Here is a 17,660-nt window from a genome sequence, read left to right on the forward strand (position 1 = left end):
CATGGCGCGCGCCTATATCGCCTTGGGCAGCAACCTGCGCGATCCCGCCCAAGAAGTCAGGCAAGCCATGGCAGAGCTTGCCACCTTGCCGGGAACCCGCCTGGTGCGGCCTTCTTCTCTCTACCGTACAGCGCCTGTCGGCTATGACAACCAGCCCGACTTCATCAATGCCGTCGCCGAAATAGAAACCAGCCTGGAGCCTATCGCGCTGTTGCACGCCATCCTCGCCCTGGAAAACCAGCATGGCAGGGAGCGCCCTTTTCCCAACGCGCCCCGGGTGCTGGACCTGGACCTGTTGCTGTATGATCAGGTGACCATGAATAGCGCCGAACTGACACTGCCGCATCCACGCATGCACCAGCGCGGCTTTGTGTTGCTGCCGCTGGCGGAAATTGCGCCCGAACTGCATATTGCCGGCCAGGGCAAAGTGGCAGACCTGGCAGCGCAATTCGCGGACCAGGGAGTGGCATTGTGGCAGGAGGACAATGCATGAGCATTTTCGACCGCTTCCACTACATCGTCGTCGAAGGCCCCATCGGTAGCGGCAAGACCACGCTCGCGCACAAGCTGGCCGATATGTTCCCGGTCAACCTGCTGCTGGAAAATGCGGGCGCCAACCCTTTCCTGCCCAAGTTCTACCAGGACGCGCCGCGCTACGCCCTGCCGACGCAGATGTTCTTCCTGTTTCAGCGCGTGGAGCAGATTCGCGACCTCAGCCAGCGCGACATGTTCAACCAGGCGACGATTGCGGATTTCTTCCTGGAAAAAGACCCGTTGTTCGCACGCTTGAACCTCAACGACGAGGAATATGCGCTTTACCGCCAGATGTACAAGCACCTGCATGTGCAGGTGCCCACGCCCGACCTCGTGATCTACCTGCAATCCCCGGTGGAAACGCTGCAGGAGCGCGTGAACCAGCGCGGCACCGCCTACGAGCAGGAGATTCCGCGCGAATACCTCGCCCGCCTGTCGGATGCGTACAGCAACTTCTTCCACCAATACGACGGCGCCCCCGTGCTCATCGTCAACAACGAAAAACTCGACATCACCGAAAAGGAAGGCGCCATCCAGATGCTGCTGGACCGCATCATGCAGATGCGCGGCCGCCGCGAGTTTTTCAATCCCAACCTGGAATAAGGAGCCTGTTCGGCATGAACCTCCTGGCATTGCAACAGATGAAAGCGCGCGGCGAGAAAATTGCCGTGCTGACCAGCTACGACGTCAGCTTCGCGGCGCTCAGCGACAAGGCAGGCGTTGAAGTGCTGCTGGTCGGCGACTCGCTGGGCATGACCATTCAAGGCCATGCTAGCACCTTGCCAGTTTCGTTGCGCGACATGGAATACCATACGCGATGCGTCGCCAACGGCGTGCAGAACGCCTTCGTCGTCACCGATATGCCGTTCGGCAGCTTCCAGAAAAACCCTGAACAGGCCTTCGAGAATGCCGCCCTGCTGATGGCGGCGGGCGCGCAAATGGTCAAGGTCGAGGGCGGCGCCATCATGCTGGAAACCGTGCGCTTCCTGGTAGAGCGCGGCATCCCCGTCTGCGGCCATCTCGGCTTGACCCCGCAGTCAGTGCACCAGTTTGGCGGCTACCGCGTACAAGCTCGCGATGAAGCCGCTGCACGCCAACTGCTCGAGGATGCCAAGGCGCTGGCCGCCGCCGGGGCGGGCATGCTGGTGCTGGAAATGGTGCCCGCAGCGCTTGCAGCCGCGGTGAGCCAGGCTGTGCAGATTCCCGTGATCGGCATTGGCGCCGGCAAATACTGCGACGGCCAGGTGCTGGTGTTGCAGGACATGCTGGGGATTTACGCGGGCAAGTCGCCACGCTTCGTGCGTAACTTCATGCAGGGCGCCGGCAGCATAGAACAGGCGATCAGCGACTATGTCGCCGCCGTGAAGGCGCAAACCTTCCCCGACGCGGAACACAGCTTCGAGTAAACCATGGCGCTACAGGTGATTCCCGAGATTGCAAACCTGCGCGCCCGCCTGGCGCAGGAGCACAGCATCGCCTTCGTCCCGACCATGGGCAACCTGCATGCCGGGCATATCCACCTGGTGGAGCTTGCGCGGCAGCGCGCCGAATGCGTGGTGGCGAGCATTTTCGTCAATCCATTGCAATTCGGCGCTAACGAGGACCTGGCGAGTTACCCACGCACATTGGCGGAAGATTGCGAAAAACTGCAGGCGGCCGGCGCGGACATCGTGTTCACGCCCTCGGTAGAGGAAATGTACCCCACCGAGCAAACCATGCGCATCACCCCGCCGCCGATTGCGAACGAACTATGCGGCGCCGCACGGCCCGGCCACTTCGACGGCGTCGCCACCGTGGTGATGAAACTGTTCAGCATCGTGCAGCCGCAGATTGCCGTGTTCGGCAAAAAGGATTTCCAGCAACTGTTCATCATTCGCGAGCTGGTGCGCCAGTTCAACCTGCCGATCGAGATCGTCGCGGGCGAGACCCAGCGGGAGCACAACGGCCTGGCCCTGAGCTCCCGCAACGGTTACCTGAACGACGGGCAGAAACTGGAAGCGCAGCGGCTTTACCGCACCTTGAAGCTGATCGTCGACAATGTGCAAAAAGGCAACCGCGACTATGCCGCGATCGAGACGCAAAGCAGCCAATACCTCACCCAGCTGGGCTGGATCGTCGATTACGTCTCCATCCGCTCCGCCGCCACGCTCATGCCGGCCAGCCCGGACGACCGCGACCTCGTGGCGCTTGCCGCGGCGCGGCAGGGCAACACCCGGCTGATCGACAACATCGAATTTTCCGTTTGAAATAAATCCTGCTCATAGGGCACGGCCACAGCGTCATGCTGCCGCCTTAATCGTTGGCTATCTTGTTCTATTGGCTTCACCCATACCGCGGCCATGAACATGAAATTAACCATGTCAATTTGCACCCGTCTACTCAACTGCACCGGCCTCATAGCGCTAGCCATCCACATAGCAGGATGCCACAGCACAGCAGCGACATCCTTGACCGCGGCCCACCGCATCCATTCGGCAGATGCCTTGTGGCGCATCACGCACGAGCAATGCGTGCCGCGCCAGTTGGCAGAAAACACGCCCGCGCCATGCGCCAGGGTCAACCTGGACGATCAATACGTGATATTCAAGGACAGGGTAGGCCCGTTGCAATACCTGCTGATTCCCACTGAAAAGATCAGCGGCATGGAATCTACTGATTTGCTCAATCCATCCACCAGCAACTTTTTTGCGCATGCCTGGCAGGAGCGCCGCTGGCTGGAAGCGCTTTACGGGCACACCATTCCTGCCGAAATGCTTTCACTCACCGTCAATGCCCAGCGAGCGCGCACGCAAAACCAGCTGCATATCCACATCTCCTGCCTGAAACCTGTAGTCAGAAACCAGCTGGATTCACTGGCCGCCACGCTGGGGCCCGAATGGCAACCCATATCGAACGGGATGAACGCCCACCAGTACTGGGCACGCAGCCTAAACCTGGATGAACTCGCGCACTACAGCCCCTTCCTGCTGCTTGCAAACGGCCTGCCGCAAGCGCGCGACCATATGGGCGAATTCGGCCTCGGGCTGGCCTCCCTGCAAAACGGCAATCTCGTGCTGCTGGCCAGCAAGCAATCCGGCTGGCTGCCTCATACATCGATGGAGGAAATCCAGGATCATCAATGCCCACAGCTTTTCCATTGACACTCCGCGGAAAGTCACAATTAAGAAGCATTATTATTTATAATTAGCCTTTACTTGAACCCTTCCGCAACTGCCAAGCGTGCTGCAAGATACTCCCCGCCCAACCCTGCTGGCCTCGCTCACCCGACATTACGACGAGCTGGTGGACTATATCCGCCGCCGCTTCGGCGACCGCGGGTTTGCGCGCGAAATCGTGCACGATGTCTGCGTACATATCATGGAAAAGCCCGCAATCGAGGCCAGGCAGCCGATTGCCCTGCTCAAGCGCATCTCTCACAACATGGCGGTGAATGAATGCCGTTCCGAAAGCGTGCGCACCCGCTTGATCGAATCCATGGCCGAGCTGCCGGATACGGCCAGCGTTCCCGACCATGCTGCCGCGCTGGATGCCCAGCGCGAGGTGCAGCTGCTGGCGCAAGCCATCGAACAACTGCCGCCGCGCTGCAAGCAAGTGTTCATCATGCACAAGGTTCATGGCTTGCCCCAATCCGAGGTGGCCGCGCAACTCGGCATTTCCGTCAAGATGGTGGAGCGCCATACCCGCCTGGGGCTGGCTGCCTGCAAAAAACAACTCGGACGCGATTGAGCAGCTATGTCGCAGCAAAATCCACTGCCCGGCAAAGAACAACACAGTGCAGAAGACGCACTGGCGCAGCACCGCGACACATTGAAAGAGCTTTTCCCGCTGCCGGAAATCAAGAAGCCGCGCAAGAAGAAAACCGCCGCGAACGCAAAGCTGCTGCTCGCGATGATCGCGGCAGGCCTACTCTGGCTGGACCCGGCCTACAGGAGCGAACAGCACGCCACTGTCATCGGGCAGCGCGCCGACATTACACTGGCGGACGGCAGCAAGCTCACGCTCAATACCGATACGCAACTTGAGGTTTCCTGGCACCTGCGCTCGCGCCGCGTGGCATTGCACCAAGGCCAGGCGCTGTTCTCCGTCACAAAGGCCGCCTACCGTCCATTCACCGTGGCGGCGGGCAAGGCGGACATCAGGGTGGTCGGCACCGTGTTCGACGTCTACCGTCAGCAAGACCATGTGACGGTGACGGTGGAAGAAGGCAAGGTGCAGGTCACCAGCAAGGCGGCCAGCGGCCATATGCGCACCATGCTCACCGCCAACCAGCAGGCCACCATATCGGCGGACGGCACATTGCAGCCGGCGCGCGACGTCAACCCCGCCAGCAGCCTCGCCTGGCGCGAAGGCAAGCTGGTATTCGAGCAGACACCGCTCAGCCAGGCCATCGCCGAAATCCAGCGCTACCGCCGTGGGCCCATCCATCTTCAAGCGCCGGCGCTAGGCAATTTGAGGTTCTCCGGCGTGTTCGCCATCGACAATACAGACAAGCTGTTGCAATTGCTGCCGGATATCTTGCCGGTCAACGTAGAAGAACAGGAAGACGGCAGCCTGCTGATTAGCAAAAAATAAGCAGTCAAATCACTCAAAGAAAAAATAATCAAAAAAATTCTCATTCCCAGGTTGGGGCAAACCTCCTGCCAAACGGCTAACTCCCTGTAGGTCATTAGAATCGTTTACAGAAGGGGAGTTTTACCGTGTCACATCACTACGCACTCAAGCAGGCCGCCATTGCCATCAGCTTGTTATTTGCCGCATCCATCCATGCCGACACCGGCAAGCTGACGTTCGATATCCCGGCAGAGCCGCTGGAACAGGCCGTCAACCGCATCGCCAAGCAAGCCGACGTGCAGGTGCTGCTCGCCAGCAGCCTGGCCAGCGGCAAGAGCAGCCCGGCCCTCAAGGGCCAATACACAGCGCGCGAAGCGCTGGAAAAACTGCTGGCCGGCTCCGGCTTGACCATTCAGGACAAGGGCGGCAACAGCTTCATCATCACAGCCGAACCACAGAAAGACTCTCGCTTACCCGAGGTCAATGTAACAGCAAGCAGAGATAATACTAATAATAACCTGACAGAAAATACTGGCTTATACACCGTACAGCAGGCCACAGTAGGTGGCAAAATGGGAGAGTCTCTCAGGGAAACTCCGCGATCAATTTCAGTGATCACTCGGCAGCAATTGGATGACCAGCGTATGCTGAATTTCTATGATGCTATATCCCAATTACCCGGTGTCACCAGCTCAGTCGGCACATTAAATCGAGAGGAAAACCAGTTCTTCTCGCGCGGCAACCGCTTGGATAACATAATGGCTGATGGGCTGAGCATCTCTACTCGCAGCATGACGGACAGTGATGCGCGTGGAGGTGGCACCAATACAGGGATGGCTAAGTATGACAGCGTGCAATTACTGAGAGGTCCCGATGCCTTGTTTTCCGGCAATGGACAGCCTTCCGGCAGCATCAATCTGATTCGTAAACACCCCACACAGGAGCTGCAGATCAAGACCGCGCTATCAGGCGGCTCCTGGAATAACTATGCGGGGGAATTCGACTTGAGTAGCCCATTGACCGAGACAGGAAATATTCGTGGGCGCCTCGTAGCAGCACGCAATACAAGTGATCATTTCTATGAGAGCGCCAATAGTCGCAAAACTATGGTCTACGGCATTATTGATGCCGATTTAACCCCCAACACTTTGCTCAGCATTGGCGCTAGCAAGGATACCTCGCATGGCGCCCCAGATTTACCTCCTGGATTTCCACGCTACACCAACGGTGATGCATTGAAAATAAGCCGTAGCACAGGCTATCCCAGCTGGGCAAAACGCGACCTAGACACTGAAAACTATTTCGCAACGATAGAACAAAAATTAGGAGATGACTGGAAATTTAAAGCAGGCATTTCTGATACTAAGAACGATGGGGAAAGCTGGGTTCCTTATTACAATGGCGCAGTCGACCCCAGCACACTGTTAAGCAAAGCCTCATCAGGTCATGTTTCCTGGAAAAGTAAGGTTCAAGCGTTTGATATTAACCTGACTGGCACATTCTCACTCTTCGAACGTCAACATAAGCTTGCCGTTGGTTTTGATCAAAGCAAAGCGAAACAACACAGCTTGGTTTATACAGCGCCTACAGGGATTACTGTCACACAGGATATAAGTTATTCAGATTTTGATGAAGACAATATAGTGTCTTACAACTATGTACCTTTCTGGGAAAACGCAAGCAAATACCAGCAATCTGGATTGTATGCATACGGACAATTTGAACTAATCAAAGATATCAAACTTATATTGGGTGGCCGCTATGCAAGCTTTAAAGCTTGGAGTAATGGCTTCAATTATGACTTAACTCATCGAGCTGCTTATAACAAGGTTCAGGACACGAGCGGGATTTTCACACCTTATTACGCACTAATGTGGAATTTAACAACGGAGTGGACCAGTTATATTTCAATGACAGAAAGCTATGAAGATCAAAGTCGATACTTTAATGCCTCACAACAGGCGCTGGATCCTACCACTGGACGCAGTTGGGAAATTGGACTCAAGGGAGAGCACTTTAATGGACGCCTGAATTCCAGTGTTGCTATCTATCGCAGTCTTAGAAGGAATTACGCAGTCTATCTTAATGGCGATCCCAGCTTTTCTCTTCCAGGTCGCAACTGCTGCTACGCCGGAGATGGCAAGTTTTTATCTCAAGGCCTAGAGCTTGAGTTGAGTGGTGTATTGACTCCTAACTGGCAGATCAATGCTGGGTATACTTACGATGACAATACAACAGAATATGGAACTGATGCTGGTAATCGATATGCCAGCTACACACCGAAACACATGTTGAAATTGTGGAGTAGCTATCAGTTAAGTGGCTCTCTATCCGCACTTCGCGTGGGAGGTGGCGTTCAAGCGCAATCTAGTTCATATCGTAGTGGTTCAGTGAATACCTGGAATCCTACAGGCGGACTATCAGGCACAGGCGCCTTTGATGGGCCAACAGTCCCCTATGACTTCATGGCATCAGGCAGAGCCATCTGGAATGCATTTGCTGAATATAAGCTCAATAATCATTGGAATGCGGCATTAAATATTAACAATGCCTTCGACAAACGCTACCACCAAACAGTGTATGACACGAATGGCAATAATTTTTATGGTGCGCCACGCAGCATGATGCTGACACTGCGCGGAACCTTCTAGAGCAATTTACCTGGATTAACAACCAAGACTCATCCAAGCCTCTACAATTTGGTGTACCGCAATCGCATTAAAGGAACGAGCATGTTACGCAAAAGCTTTCTGTTGATCGTCATTTCCGTCTTGCTGCTGGGCGGCTGCTGTGGTTTCGGCCCGCATGGCGGCCATGGCGGAGGCCCTGGCAACTCTGAATGAGGACAGGGCGGCGACAGGCCCGCGCCTGGACGTTGAGCGACTTGTCAAAAAGAAAAAGTCGGCATCTGCCGGCTTTTTATATCATCCCTTGCTGAAAGTATCGCAGGCTTCCACCTTGCCGCTCTTGTAGCCGGTATTAAACCATTGCATGCGCTGGGCGCTGCTGCCGTGGGTGAAGCTTTCCGGCACCACGTAGCCCTGCCCGCGCTTTTGCAGGTTGTCGTCGCCGATCTGCGAAGCCGCATTCAACGCGGATTCGATATCCCCGGCTTCCACGATGCGGTACTGCGCATCGGCATGGTACGCCCACACCCCTGCCAGGCAATCGGCCTGCAGTTCCTGCAGCACGGAAAGCTGGTTGGCTTCCGCCTCGCTCGCGCGGGAGCGCAGTTGATCCACCTTCGGCAGCACGCCAAGCAGGTTCTGCACGTGGTGCCCGACCTCGTGGGCGATCACGTAAGCACGCGCGAACTCGCCCGGCGCGCCGAGCTGCCTTTCCAGCGTGTCATAGAAGCCGAGGTCGATATAGACGGTGCGGTCGAGGGAGCAATAGAACGGCCCCATGGCGCTCTGCCCCACGCCGCAACCGGTCTGCGTAGTGTTGGTGCTGCCGCCGAACAGCACCAGCCTGGGTTCCTGGTAGGTGCGGCCCGCCTCGCTGAAAAGCTTGCCCCATACGTCCTCGGTGTTCGCCAGCACCGCGGAAACGAACATGGCCTGCTTGTCGTTCGCGGGCGGCGCCGCGCCTTGTTGTTGTGTTGCCGGCGCATTGGCGCCATCGAGCAGGCCGAGGATGGTCAGCGGGTTCACGCCGAATATCCAGCCCGCCACCAGCGCCACGGCCACGGCGCCCAGGCCAAGGCCACCCCTGCCGCTGCGCCCGCGCCTGTCTTCCACATTGCCTGAACGCCTTAATCCATCCCACTTCATGTCCGATCTCCCGTTGAATGCCTGCGACTGGCATTGCCGCAATCTAGCATTTTTACAACGATAGAGTAGCACTTGGCCGGCCTGTCGGCAGCAAATCATATTGTCATTGTGGAATGCCCCTGAATCCCACTAAAATGAGAATCGTTATCACATCATTCCGGCCTGACGCCCATGTCCGTTATTCCAGACTCATCCATCACCGATTTGTATTCCGCCCATCACGGCTGGTTGTCCAACTGGCTGCACAAGAAACTCGGCTGCCCGCACAATGCTGCGGATATCGCCCAGGATGCATTCCTACGGCTGCTGTTGAAGCATGAAGCGCTGCAAGGACTGGCTACGCCGCGCGCTTACCTGGTGCGCATCGCCAAGGGGCTGCTGGTCGACCAATGGCGCCGCCAGGAGCTGGAGCGGCACTACCTGCAAGCCCTGCAACACCATGAACCGCACACAGCAGGCTCGCAGGAGCTGCAGCACATGATCGTCGAGACCCTGCTGGAGATCGACGCCATGCTGAACCGCCTCAACCCCAAGGCCAGGCAGGCGTTCCTACTTGCCCAGATCGACGGGCTGACTTACCGTGAAATCGCGACACAGCTAGACGTCTCGGAACGCATGGTGAAAAAATACATGGCCGCCGCCATGATGCATTGCCTGCTGCTGCGGCGCGAACTCAACGAAGCACGCGCATGAGCAAGCCCGGCAATAACGAAGGCGACCTCGTCGCCCTGCAGCAGGCGGCGGAATGGTTTGCCGTGTTGCGCGACGAACATGCGCACGCGCAAGACCGCACCGCGTGGCAAGCCTGGCTGGATGCCAGCCCCTTGCACCGGCAGGCCTGGCAGGAAGTCGAGGCGATCCATACGCCTTTCGAGCAATTGTCCAATATTGCGGACAAGCAGGCTTCGCACAACGCGCTGAACCAGCCGCGGACAAGGCGACAAGCGCTCAAGCTGCTCGGCATCGGCGGCATGGCGTTTGTCGGGGGCATGCTGATCAAGCGCTACGCCCCATGGCAGGATTGGGCCACCACCCTGACCGCGCGTGCCGAAACCCACCGCACGATCGCAGGCAAGACCGGCATGGTGGCGCTTGCCGACGGCGGCAAGCTCTGGCTCAACACCCGCACCCAGGCCAAGGTGGAATACGGCTTCAGCCTGCGCCGCATCACCCTGCTCGCGGGGGAAGTCCTCGTGCAATCCGCGCCGGACAGCCAGGAACCGGCCCGCCCGCTCGTCGTGGACAGCCGGCACGGCCGCCTCACCGCGCTGGGCACCCGCTTTACGGTACAACAGCAGGCGGACGATACCTTGCTCGCCGTCTACCAGGGTGCCGTGGCGATCACCCGCCAGCACGGCAAGCCCGTCGTCATTGAGGCTGGCTGGCAGACGCGCTTCGACGCACGGCGCATCGCCCATCCCGAACCGGCCTCGCCTGCGCGCGAAGCCTGGACGCGCGGCATCCTCATCGCCGACAACCGCAGGCTGGACGACTTCATCGCCGAACTCGGCGACTATTACCCCGGCAAGCTCAGCGTCGCAGCCGAAGTGGCTCACCTGCGGCTGATGGGCGCCTATCCATTCAATGACGTGCCGCAAGTGCTCCACGCGATCACCGACACCCTGCCGGTGAGGCTTGAGCGCACCGCACCGGGCGAGATGGCGCTGGTGTCCGCACGCTAGGAAAAAATTTCATCCCCGAGGTTCCCTTTTCCACGTTTGCTTCGGTTTAGGGATGAAGCGCTTTAATTCCAACTTCTTCATCAGGGAACCTCAATGCATCATCAGATCTCGATCAAACCGCTCAGGCAACACCTGCGCGCAGCCATCCTCGCCGTTTCCATCGGCGGCGTTCCAGCCATGCCGGCCTTCGCGGCAGAGCCCAATGCGGCGCTACACGAATACCATATCCCGGCCGGCCCGTTGAGCCAGGCGCTAAGCCGCTTTGCGGCCGAGGCAGGCATCCTGCTCTCGGCGGACGCCGCGCTGGCCGACGGCAAGGCCAGCGCCGGGCTGAACGGGCGGTACAGTGTAGAAGCCGGGCTGGAGGCTTTATTAAAAGGCTCGGGCCTGCACCTGCAGCGTCTCGGGGAAAAGCGCTATTCCGTCACGGCCACTCCCGCCAAGGGCGACGTGCTGCCGGAAGTGAAAGTCTCCACCGCGACACAGCATGAAAACGCCTGGGGAGAGGTAGACGGCTATATTGCCAAGCGCAGCGGCACCGGCACCAAGACCGATACCGCACTGATTGAAACGCCGCAATCGATTTCCGTCGTCACCAAGGATTTCATCCAGGCGATAGGCGCGCAAACCCTGCGCGAAGGCATGGGCTACACGCCTGGCGTCAACATTGCCCCGTACGGCCCGGACTCGCGCTACGACTGGATCGCGCTTCGGGGCGTGGATGCCTATTCGCCCGGGTTCTACCAGGATGGCCTGCAATGGCGCAATGCGGGCAATTTCGCGCTCTGGCAAATAGAAAACTACGGCAACGAGCGCCTGGAAATCCTGCGCGGCCCGGCATCCGTCCTCTATGGACAGAACTCGGCAGGCGGCATGGTCAATGTCGTCAGCAAGCGACCGACCGCGACACCGGTCAAGGAAATCCAGGTACAGCTGGGCAACTATGCCCGCCGGCAGGTCGCGGGGGATTTCTCAGGCGCATTGAACGAGGACGGGTCTGTCCTTTACCGCGTCACAGGCCTAGTGCGCGATGCGGAGCTCCCGCGCCAGCACATGGAGGACGACCGTATTTTCATCGCGCCATCGCTGACCATCAAGCCGTCGGACAACACCACGCTCACCCTGATGTCGCAATATATGCGTACCGATTCCGGGGTATTTACCGGCGGCCTGCCTGAACTAGGCACCCTGCTGCGGACGCCGGCAGGAGGCCGTCTTGCCTACGACACCTTTGCGGGCGACAAGAAATTCAACCGCTTCGAGCAGAAACAATGGTATGTCGGCTACTTGCTGGAGCACCGTTTCAACGACACCTGGACTCTGCGCCAGAATGCCCGCTATAGCGAGATCGACCTGGACTACTGGCAGATCTATGCCAATAGCTATCGCACCGTCAACGCGACCAATCCGGCCGATCCGGAAAACTACCGCTACCTCACGCGCAGCATGACGGGTAGCCCGGAAAAGGTGAAGTCCTTCACTATCGACAACCAGGCGGAATCACGCTTCCAGTTGGGCAATGCGCACCATACGGTGTTATTCGGCCTGGATTACCAGCACATACGCGACAGCTACCAGTCCTATTGGGACGACGCGCCGGAACTGGACCTGTGGGCACCGAACCATGCGCAAGCGATCAGCGTGGGGACTGCCGCCCAGGACGTCCGCGTCAAGCTGGCTCAGACCGGCTTCTACCTCCAGGACCAGGTCAAATGGAATGATCGCTGGATCGCCACGCTGGGAGGCCGCTATGACCGTGCCAGCATCAAGCAGGAGGAGCACATCAGCGGAGGCTCACAGCAATTCACCGACCACAAGTTCAGCGGCCGTGCCGGGTTGATATACGTCGCCGACAACGGCCTGGCTCCTTATTTCAGCTATTCGGAATCCTTTGTGCCGACCGCCACCATTGACCCGCGGACCCTCAAGAGCTTCGAGCCAGAAACCGGGCGGCAATACGAAGTCGGCCTGCGTTACCAACCGCCCGGAAGGAAGGACAGCTACAGCGCCGCGGTGTTTGACCTGAAACGCAGGAACTTCATCAGCTACGACCCTGCAACGTCGCAACCCAGGCAAACCGGGGAAATCAACGTGCGCGGCCTGGAACTGGAAGCACTCACCCAGCCCATCCCCGGCATGAACCTGACCGCCGCCTATACCTATACGCCGAAAGTCGAGGTCACCGCCAGCAGCGATGCGAGCCAGATCGGCACGCCTGCCATCGCCACGCCCGAGCATGCCTTGTCGCTCTGGAGCGATTACCGCTTCAGCAACGGCATCAAGGTCGGGTTGGGTGCGCGTTACAACGGCTCCACACGCGGCAACTACGACAGCGCCTCGGAAAAAGTGCCGTCTTACACCCTGTTCGACGCCTTGCTCGGCTACGACCTGCAGCACTGGAACCTGGCGCTCAACCTGCGCAACCTAACGGACAAGGAATATGTCCCCAATTGCAATTTCGGCAGTTGCTATTACGGCGAGCCCCGCCGCGTCACGCTGAGCGCCACCTATCGCTGGTAGCGCGTTGGTAACGATGGACTTCCCGGACACTCACATCCGGGAAGCCAATCCCCTACCTTCTGCGCCAGAAATCAAAGTGCAGCAGCGCATGCTGCTGCCTACTGCTCCTCCACCTGGTATTTCATGTTCCCTATCCACAGCTCGCGCCAGGCGTTGGGCTTGGCGGAGAAATCCAGCGCATCCAGTTCGCGCTGCATCTTGGCGGAGCCCAGCGCACCCATGTCCTTGCCTGCCAGCCGGCCGGCCACTTTCCATACGCCCTGCTCCTGGGAAAAGATGCGGCTGCCGTAGCCGTCCAGCAGCACCAGCTCCCGCCCGCCATCGCCGTTCAGGTCCAGCGTCAATACCGGGCAAGGCTTGTCGGCACGGCAATTGAGGTAAATATCGCCGGCATTGTATCGCGCGAGCAGGAAATCCAGGAATGCCGGATCAAGCCCGGCATCGTGCGGATAAGGCGTCAAGCGCTCGCGCAATTGCTCGCGCGTCAGCGGTTCCGGGCCCTTGGGCTTGAACGTGCGATGCGTCACCTTCAGCGCATCCGCGGCCTTCTGCCGGATCAATTCCGCATGTTCATGCGCGGTATTGCGGGCGAGATCCTGCAGGCGCTGGTTGCCGTAGCGCCCGCCTTGCAGCCGCAGATACTCGAAATCAAAGTCATTGACCGGCGTGCGGCCGTCCAGCAGCCTGGCAACCTGGCTGCTCACCGCCACCCTGGCCGGGTCGAGCACCGGCGTCATGGTCAGTATCAGCAATGCCACCGTGAACAGCGCCGCGGCAATATTGACCTGCCTTGCTTCCAGCATCCAGACGGCGTTGCGCCTGAGCACCGCGAACGCATAGCCCAAGGCGTAGATCGCCATGGTGACGATGGCCAGTACCGCCCATATCCTGTCCACACTCCAGCCATATTGCGCGACGCGCAGGCCGAGCGAATAGGCGCAGAGGGCGATATAAACCGGCATCGCCAGCAGGCCGAGGCTGATGAAGCGCAGCAGCCAGCGGGGAAAGCGCTGCTCGCCCGAGGCGTCCTGCCAGGCGGCGTTGAACAGGAACACGGTCCATGCCAGCAGGCACAGCATCAGGCTGGTGGCGTAGCCAGTCTTCCAGAGCAGGGCCAGGCCCTGGAACGGCAATGCCAGCAGGAACAGGATGAGGATGAGGCTCACCACGGGCAGCAGCCAGCCCAGGATGTTCAGGCTGGCGCGGTAGATGCCCACCAATGCCTCCTCTTTCGCGGCATAGAGGGAGATGCCGATGCCGAAGGCGATCGCCGTGACGGGATAGGCGAATATGCGGCTGGTGAAGAGGTCCGTGAGGAAACCGATGTTGAGGACCTTGAACAACCCGGCCAGCAGGAACAGCAATATCCACAGCAGCCCGGTGAACAATGCCGCCAGCACCAGCTTCACCAGGTTGCGCCAAGCGGCGGAAAACAGCAGCGAATAATCGCTGAACCAGCGATGAGTGACCAGCTTGTGCTCGGCGAACGGCAACAGGACAAACCAACTGGTCAACGCCATGGCGCCAAGCGAGAAGCCGCTCAGTTCGACGCTGCCAACCGACAGGCCGACCACCCATGCCTGGTAGCCCATGTAGGCCGCAGCAGCGGACATCACCAGGGAAAAGCCCGCGGACATCCACCACAATGCCGGCTTATGGCGGTGCGCGGAGAGCATCATCTGGCTCAACGGCAGCGTCAAGATGAATGCATACAATGGCCAGATCACGCTCAAATGCTGGCCCTTGTCAGCCAGCCTGATCAGCCACTCGTGCAGCAGCCACAGGCCTACCCCCTGCAAGGTCGCCCAGGCGATGATCCAGCTACGTTCCTGTCTATTCATGACGACAATCTCTCCCTCAGCAATAAATCTTCATTTATTCAGCGTGTTGTTTACACTATAATAGCCGGTCTTGTTTTTTCACATTGGTTGGCCATGCAAAGAACTATGCTCAAATCCAAGCTGCACCGCGTGCGCGTGACGCACTCGGAGCTGGACTATGAGGGCTCCTGCGCCATCGATGAAACGTTGCTCGAAGCAGCCGACATCAGGGAATATCAGCAGATCGACATCTATAATGTCAACAACGGCGAGCGCTTCACCACCTACGCGATCCGTGCCGAGCGCAACTCCGGCATCATCTCGGTGAACGGTGCTGCCGCACGCAAGGCCAGCCCTGGCGACCTGCTGATCATTGCCACCTACGCCAGCTATACTGAAGCAGAACTGGCCCAATTCAAACCCCAGCTGGTGTATGTCGATGCCGAGAACCGCATCAAGAACCAACGCCAGCATATCCCCGTACAAGCTGCCTAATGCTAGATCTAGAACAAATGAAGCTGGCCGTCGTCGACGCGCTGGAAGACATCAAAGCCTTTGACATCACAGTGATGGACGTGAGCAAGCTCACCTCCCTGACAAGCTACATGATCGTCGCCAGCGCGAACTCCACGCGCCAGGCCAAGGCCATTGCCGACAACGTCCGCGAGAAGCTCAAGGAAAAAGGCGCCAACATCCAGGGCACCGAGGGCGAGAAGGAAGGCGAATGGGTGCTGGTCGACCTGGGCGACATCGTCGTGCATGTCATGGTGCCGGCCACCCGCGCCTACTACAACCTCGAGCAACTCTGGGGCGAGGCCGAAAACCGCCGCGGCCACATCAAAGCCGCAGAGTAACCTCCCGCCTTGAAGCTGCGGATCATTTCTGTCGGCCATAAAATGCCTGACTGGGTGCAATCCGCATGCACCGAATACACCAAGCGCATGCCGCGCGAGATGAGCGTGGAAATCGTCGAAATCAAGCCCGACAAGCGCGCCTCGGGCAAGAACTCCGAAACCGTGCAGGAAGCCGAGGCCAAGCGTATCCTCGAAGCTGCAGGCCGCGATTACCTCGTCGCTCTGGACGAGCGAGGCCAGGAAGTCACTACCCTGCAATTGGCAGACAAGATGCGTCTGTGGATGGAAAGCGGCCGCGATGTGAGCCTGGTGATCGGCGGGGCCGACGGTTTACATGAGAGCCTGAAGCGCAAAGCCGACTGGCTGTGGAGCCTGTCCAAACTCACCATGCCGCACGGCATGGTACGCGTGATGCTGAGTGAGCAACTCTATCGCGGATTAAGTGTCATCAACAATCATCCTTACCACCGCGAATAACCCATGACCAAATCCCTGGTGTGGTTCCGCCGCGACCTGCGCGACTACGACCATGCCGCGCTCTACCATGCCCTGAAGGATTCCGACCAGGTCGTGTGCGCCTTCGTCTTCGACACCGATATCCTCGATGGCCTACCCGAGGAAGACCGCCGGGTGGAATTCATCTGGGAAAGCGTGCATGAACTCAAGCTTGCCCTGCAGGAACGCGGCGGCGACCTGCTGGTGCGCCACGGCAAGGCGATTGACGAAATCCCCGCGCTCGCAAGCGCATTGGGCGCGGAATGCGTCTACTGCAACCGCGATTACGAACCGGCAGCGGTGAAAAGGGACGACACCGTCAGGCAGCGGCTGGTGGCGCAAGGCATCGCGTTCAAGAGCTTCAAGGACCAGGTGGTCTTCGAGCGCGACGAAATCATGACCAAGTCGGGCACCCCGTTCAGCGTCTTCACGCCTTACAAGAACGCCTGCCTGAGGAAATTGGACGATTTCTACCTCAAGGCCTACCCGGTGGACCGCTACATGCGCCAGCTGGCGCCATCCGCACCGCAGCCGATGCCGTCCCTGGAGTCGCTAGGCTTTGCGCGCAGCAACCTCAAGCAGCTTAAGCTGCCTACCGGCATGTCGGGCGGCATGGCCTTGTTCGAGGATTTCAGCGAGCGCATGCCGCGCTACCGCGATGCGCGCGACTTCCCCGCATTGAAAGGCCCTTCCTACCTTTCGGTGCACCTGCGCTTCGGCACCGTCTCCATCCGCCATTTGGCAAGGACGGCGTGGCAGCAAGGCGGCGCGGGCGCGGAAACCTGGCTCAACGAACTGCTGTGGCGCGATTTCTATTTCCAGGTCCTGTACCATCACCCGCAGATAGCCGCAGGGCATAGCTTCAGGCAGGAATTCGAGCATATCCCGTTTCCCAATGATGAACGCCTGTTCCAGGCTTGGTGCGAAGGGCGTACTGGCTATCCGCTGGTCGACGCCGCTATGCGCCAGATCAACCAGACCGGCTACATGCACAACCGCTTGCGCATGGTCGCGGCGAGCTTCCTGGTCAAGGACTTGCTGATCGACTGGCGCTGGGGCGAACGCTACTTCGCGGAGAAACTGATCGACTTCGACCTCGCCGCGAACAACGGCGGCTGGCAATGGGCGGCCTCGACCGGCTGCGACGCGCAGCCGTGGTTCCGCATCTTCAACCCGGTGACGCAATCGGAAAAATTCGACCCGGAGGGCAGATTCATCCGCAAATACGTGCCCAAGCTCCAGCCATGCGACAACAAGGAGATCCACGCGCCGTGGCTGATCCCGCCGTTGCGGCGGCAGGCGCTAGGATTGGTGATCGGCAAGGACTACCCCGCTCCCGTGGTAGACCACGCCATGCGCCGGGAGCAGGCGCTGGCGCTATACAAACGGGCTGGCAGCAAAGAAACTCAGGAGTAGCCGGTCATGAAGCTC

The 17,660-nt window shown here is 59.0% G+C and carries 17 protein-coding genes; 15 read left to right on the forward strand and 2 right to left on the reverse strand.

The annotated features are described in order from the left end of the window. Window position 1 precedes the first annotated feature (1 nt). The 8 genes from folK (at window position 2) to ACW4YW_RS13400 (ending at window position 7,736) form a co-directional block, all read left to right on the forward strand. Window positions 2–493: a 2-amino-4-hydroxy-6-hydroxymethyldihydropteridine diphosphokinase gene (folK, locus tag ACW4YW_RS13365; protein ID WP_457138012.1), complete on the forward strand. Its 492-nt coding sequence runs from the start codon at window positions 2–4 to the stop codon at window positions 491–493. Further along, complete coding sequence (locus ACW4YW_RS13370; RefSeq protein ID WP_457138013.1) at window positions 490–1,137, forward strand: deoxynucleoside kinase; 648 nt, start codon at window positions 490–492, stop codon at window positions 1,135–1,137. Before folK ends, ACW4YW_RS13370 begins: the two co-directional genes overlap by 4 nt. Before the next feature lie 14 nt (window positions 1,138–1,151). Next, entirely contained in the window at window positions 1,152–1,940 is a 789-nt protein-coding gene (gene panB / locus ACW4YW_RS13375) for a 3-methyl-2-oxobutanoate hydroxymethyltransferase (RefSeq protein WP_457138014.1), read from the forward strand. Between the two features lie 3 nt (window positions 1,941–1,943). Next, window positions 1,944–2,780: a pantoate--beta-alanine ligase gene (panC, locus tag ACW4YW_RS13380; protein WP_457138015.1), complete on the forward strand. Its 837-nt coding sequence runs from the start codon at window positions 1,944–1,946 to the stop codon at window positions 2,778–2,780. A 111-nt stretch (window positions 2,781–2,891) separates the two neighbouring features. Next, window positions 2,892–3,674 carry a CDP-diacylglycerol diphosphatase gene (locus tag ACW4YW_RS13385; protein WP_457138016.1) on the forward strand — a complete coding sequence of 261 codons (783 nt, stop codon included), beginning with the start codon at window positions 2,892–2,894 and terminating at the stop codon, window positions 3,672–3,674. 79 nt (window positions 3,675–3,753) lie between these two features. Continuing rightward, on the forward strand, window positions 3,754–4,260 hold the full coding sequence (locus tag ACW4YW_RS13390; RefSeq protein ID WP_457138017.1) for a sigma-70 family RNA polymerase sigma factor: 507 nt from the start codon (window positions 3,754–3,756) through the stop codon (window positions 4,258–4,260). A gap of 6 nt (window positions 4,261–4,266) precedes the next feature. After that, window positions 4,267–5,106 carry a FecR family protein gene (locus ACW4YW_RS13395; protein WP_457138018.1) on the forward strand — a complete coding sequence of 280 codons (840 nt, stop codon included), beginning with the start codon at window positions 4,267–4,269 and terminating at the stop codon, window positions 5,104–5,106. A gap of 125 nt (window positions 5,107–5,231) precedes the next feature. After that, a complete protein-coding gene (locus ACW4YW_RS13400; protein ID WP_457138019.1) occupies window positions 5,232–7,736 on the forward strand; it encodes a TonB-dependent siderophore receptor in 2,505 nt (834 codons plus the stop codon). 273 nt (window positions 7,737–8,009) lie between these two features. On the opposite strand, the gene ypfJ is transcribed toward ACW4YW_RS13400, so the two are convergent. Next, the gene (gene ypfJ, locus ACW4YW_RS13405) at window positions 8,010–8,858 is read right to left on the reverse strand and encodes a KPN_02809 family neutral zinc metallopeptidase (protein ID WP_457138020.1); all 849 of its coding nucleotides are present in this window, start codon (window positions 8,856–8,858) and stop codon (window positions 8,010–8,012) included. Between the two features lie 171 nt (window positions 8,859–9,029). Between ypfJ and ACW4YW_RS13410 the strand changes: the two genes are divergently transcribed. The 3 genes from ACW4YW_RS13410 (at window position 9,030) to ACW4YW_RS13420 (ending at window position 13,060) form a co-directional block, all read left to right on the forward strand. Next, window positions 9,030–9,551, forward strand: coding sequence for a sigma-70 family RNA polymerase sigma factor (locus tag ACW4YW_RS13410; protein ID WP_457138021.1), 522 nt, complete (start codon window positions 9,030–9,032; stop codon window positions 9,549–9,551). Then, window positions 9,548–10,540 carry a FecR domain-containing protein gene (locus ACW4YW_RS13415; RefSeq protein ID WP_457138022.1) on the forward strand — a complete coding sequence of 331 codons (993 nt, stop codon included), beginning with the start codon at window positions 9,548–9,550 and terminating at the stop codon, window positions 10,538–10,540. The genes ACW4YW_RS13410 and ACW4YW_RS13415 overlap by 4 nt, the downstream gene beginning before the upstream one ends. Before the next feature lie 93 nt (window positions 10,541–10,633). Next, window positions 10,634–13,060, forward strand: coding sequence for a TonB-dependent siderophore receptor (locus tag ACW4YW_RS13420; RefSeq protein WP_457138023.1), 2,427 nt, complete (start codon window positions 10,634–10,636; stop codon window positions 13,058–13,060). A gap of 98 nt (window positions 13,061–13,158) precedes the next feature. Here ACW4YW_RS13420 and ACW4YW_RS13425 read toward each other — a convergent pair whose 3' ends face one another. Beyond that, window positions 13,159–14,901, reverse strand: a complete 1,743-nt coding sequence (locus tag ACW4YW_RS13425) for a DUF4153 domain-containing protein (RefSeq protein WP_457138024.1) — start codon at window positions 14,899–14,901, stop codon at window positions 13,159–13,161. 93 nt (window positions 14,902–14,994) lie between these two features. Here ACW4YW_RS13425 and panD point away from each other — a divergent pair, with 93 nt between their 5' ends. The 4 genes from panD to ACW4YW_RS13445 are packed head-to-tail and all read left to right on the forward strand — an operon-like array spanning window position 14,995 to window position 17,645. Further along, window positions 14,995–15,375 carry an aspartate 1-decarboxylase gene (panD, locus tag ACW4YW_RS13430; RefSeq protein WP_309564478.1) on the forward strand — a complete coding sequence of 127 codons (381 nt, stop codon included), beginning with the start codon at window positions 14,995–14,997 and terminating at the stop codon, window positions 15,373–15,375. Continuing rightward, window positions 15,375–15,734: a ribosome silencing factor gene (gene rsfS / locus ACW4YW_RS13435; protein ID WP_407995719.1), complete on the forward strand. Its 360-nt coding sequence runs from the start codon at window positions 15,375–15,377 to the stop codon at window positions 15,732–15,734. Before panD ends, rsfS begins: the two co-directional genes overlap by 1 nt. 9 nt (window positions 15,735–15,743) lie before the next feature. Continuing rightward, on the forward strand, window positions 15,744–16,211 hold the full coding sequence (gene rlmH / locus ACW4YW_RS13440; protein WP_457138025.1) for a 23S rRNA (pseudouridine(1915)-N(3))-methyltransferase RlmH: 468 nt from the start codon (window positions 15,744–15,746) through the stop codon (window positions 16,209–16,211). 3 nt (window positions 16,212–16,214) lie between these two features. Beyond that, on the forward strand, window positions 16,215–17,645 hold the full coding sequence (locus tag ACW4YW_RS13445; RefSeq protein WP_457138026.1) for a cryptochrome/photolyase family protein: 1,431 nt from the start codon (window positions 16,215–16,217) through the stop codon (window positions 17,643–17,645). Window positions 17,646–17,660 lie beyond the last annotated feature (15 nt).

The organism is Methylobacillus pratensis (genome assembly GCF_054072455.1).

Bases quoted from the DNA above. Each gene is read 5' to 3' on its own strand.
- ACW4YW_RS13425 (WP_457138024.1), bottom strand. From the start codon at position 14,901: ATGAATAGACAGGAACGTAGCTGGATCATCGCCTGGGCGACCTTGCAG.
- ypfJ (WP_457138020.1), bottom strand. From the start codon at position 8,858: ATGAAGTGGGATGGATTAAGGCGTTCAGGCAATGTGGAAGACAGGCGC.
- ACW4YW_RS13385 (WP_457138016.1), top strand. From the start codon at position 2,892: ATGTCAATTTGCACCCGTCTACTCAACTGCACCGGCCTCATAGCGCTA.
- ACW4YW_RS13395 (WP_457138018.1), top strand. From the start codon at position 4,267: ATGTCGCAGCAAAATCCACTGCCCGGCAAAGAACAACACAGTGCAGAA.
- rsfS (WP_407995719.1), top strand. From the start codon at position 15,375: ATGCTAGATCTAGAACAAATGAAGCTGGCCGTCGTCGACGCGCTGGAA.
- ACW4YW_RS13420 (WP_457138023.1), top strand. From the start codon at position 10,634: ATGCATCATCAGATCTCGATCAAACCGCTCAGGCAACACCTGCGCGCA.
- panB (WP_457138014.1), top strand. From the start codon at position 1,152: ATGAACCTCCTGGCATTGCAACAGATGAAAGCGCGCGGCGAGAAAATT.
- folK (WP_457138012.1), top strand. From the start codon at position 2: ATGGCGCGCGCCTATATCGCCTTGGGCAGCAACCTGCGCGATCCCGCC.
- ACW4YW_RS13370 (WP_457138013.1), top strand. From the start codon at position 490: ATGAGCATTTTCGACCGCTTCCACTACATCGTCGTCGAAGGCCCCATC.
- ACW4YW_RS13415 (WP_457138022.1), top strand. From the start codon at position 9,548: ATGAGCAAGCCCGGCAATAACGAAGGCGACCTCGTCGCCCTGCAGCAG.
- panD (WP_309564478.1), top strand. From the start codon at position 14,995: ATGCAAAGAACTATGCTCAAATCCAAGCTGCACCGCGTGCGCGTGACG.
- panC (WP_457138015.1), top strand. From the start codon at position 1,944: ATGGCGCTACAGGTGATTCCCGAGATTGCAAACCTGCGCGCCCGCCTG.
- ACW4YW_RS13445 (WP_457138026.1), top strand. From the start codon at position 16,215: ATGACCAAATCCCTGGTGTGGTTCCGCCGCGACCTGCGCGACTACGAC.
- ACW4YW_RS13410 (WP_457138021.1), top strand. From the start codon at position 9,030: ATGTCCGTTATTCCAGACTCATCCATCACCGATTTGTATTCCGCCCAT.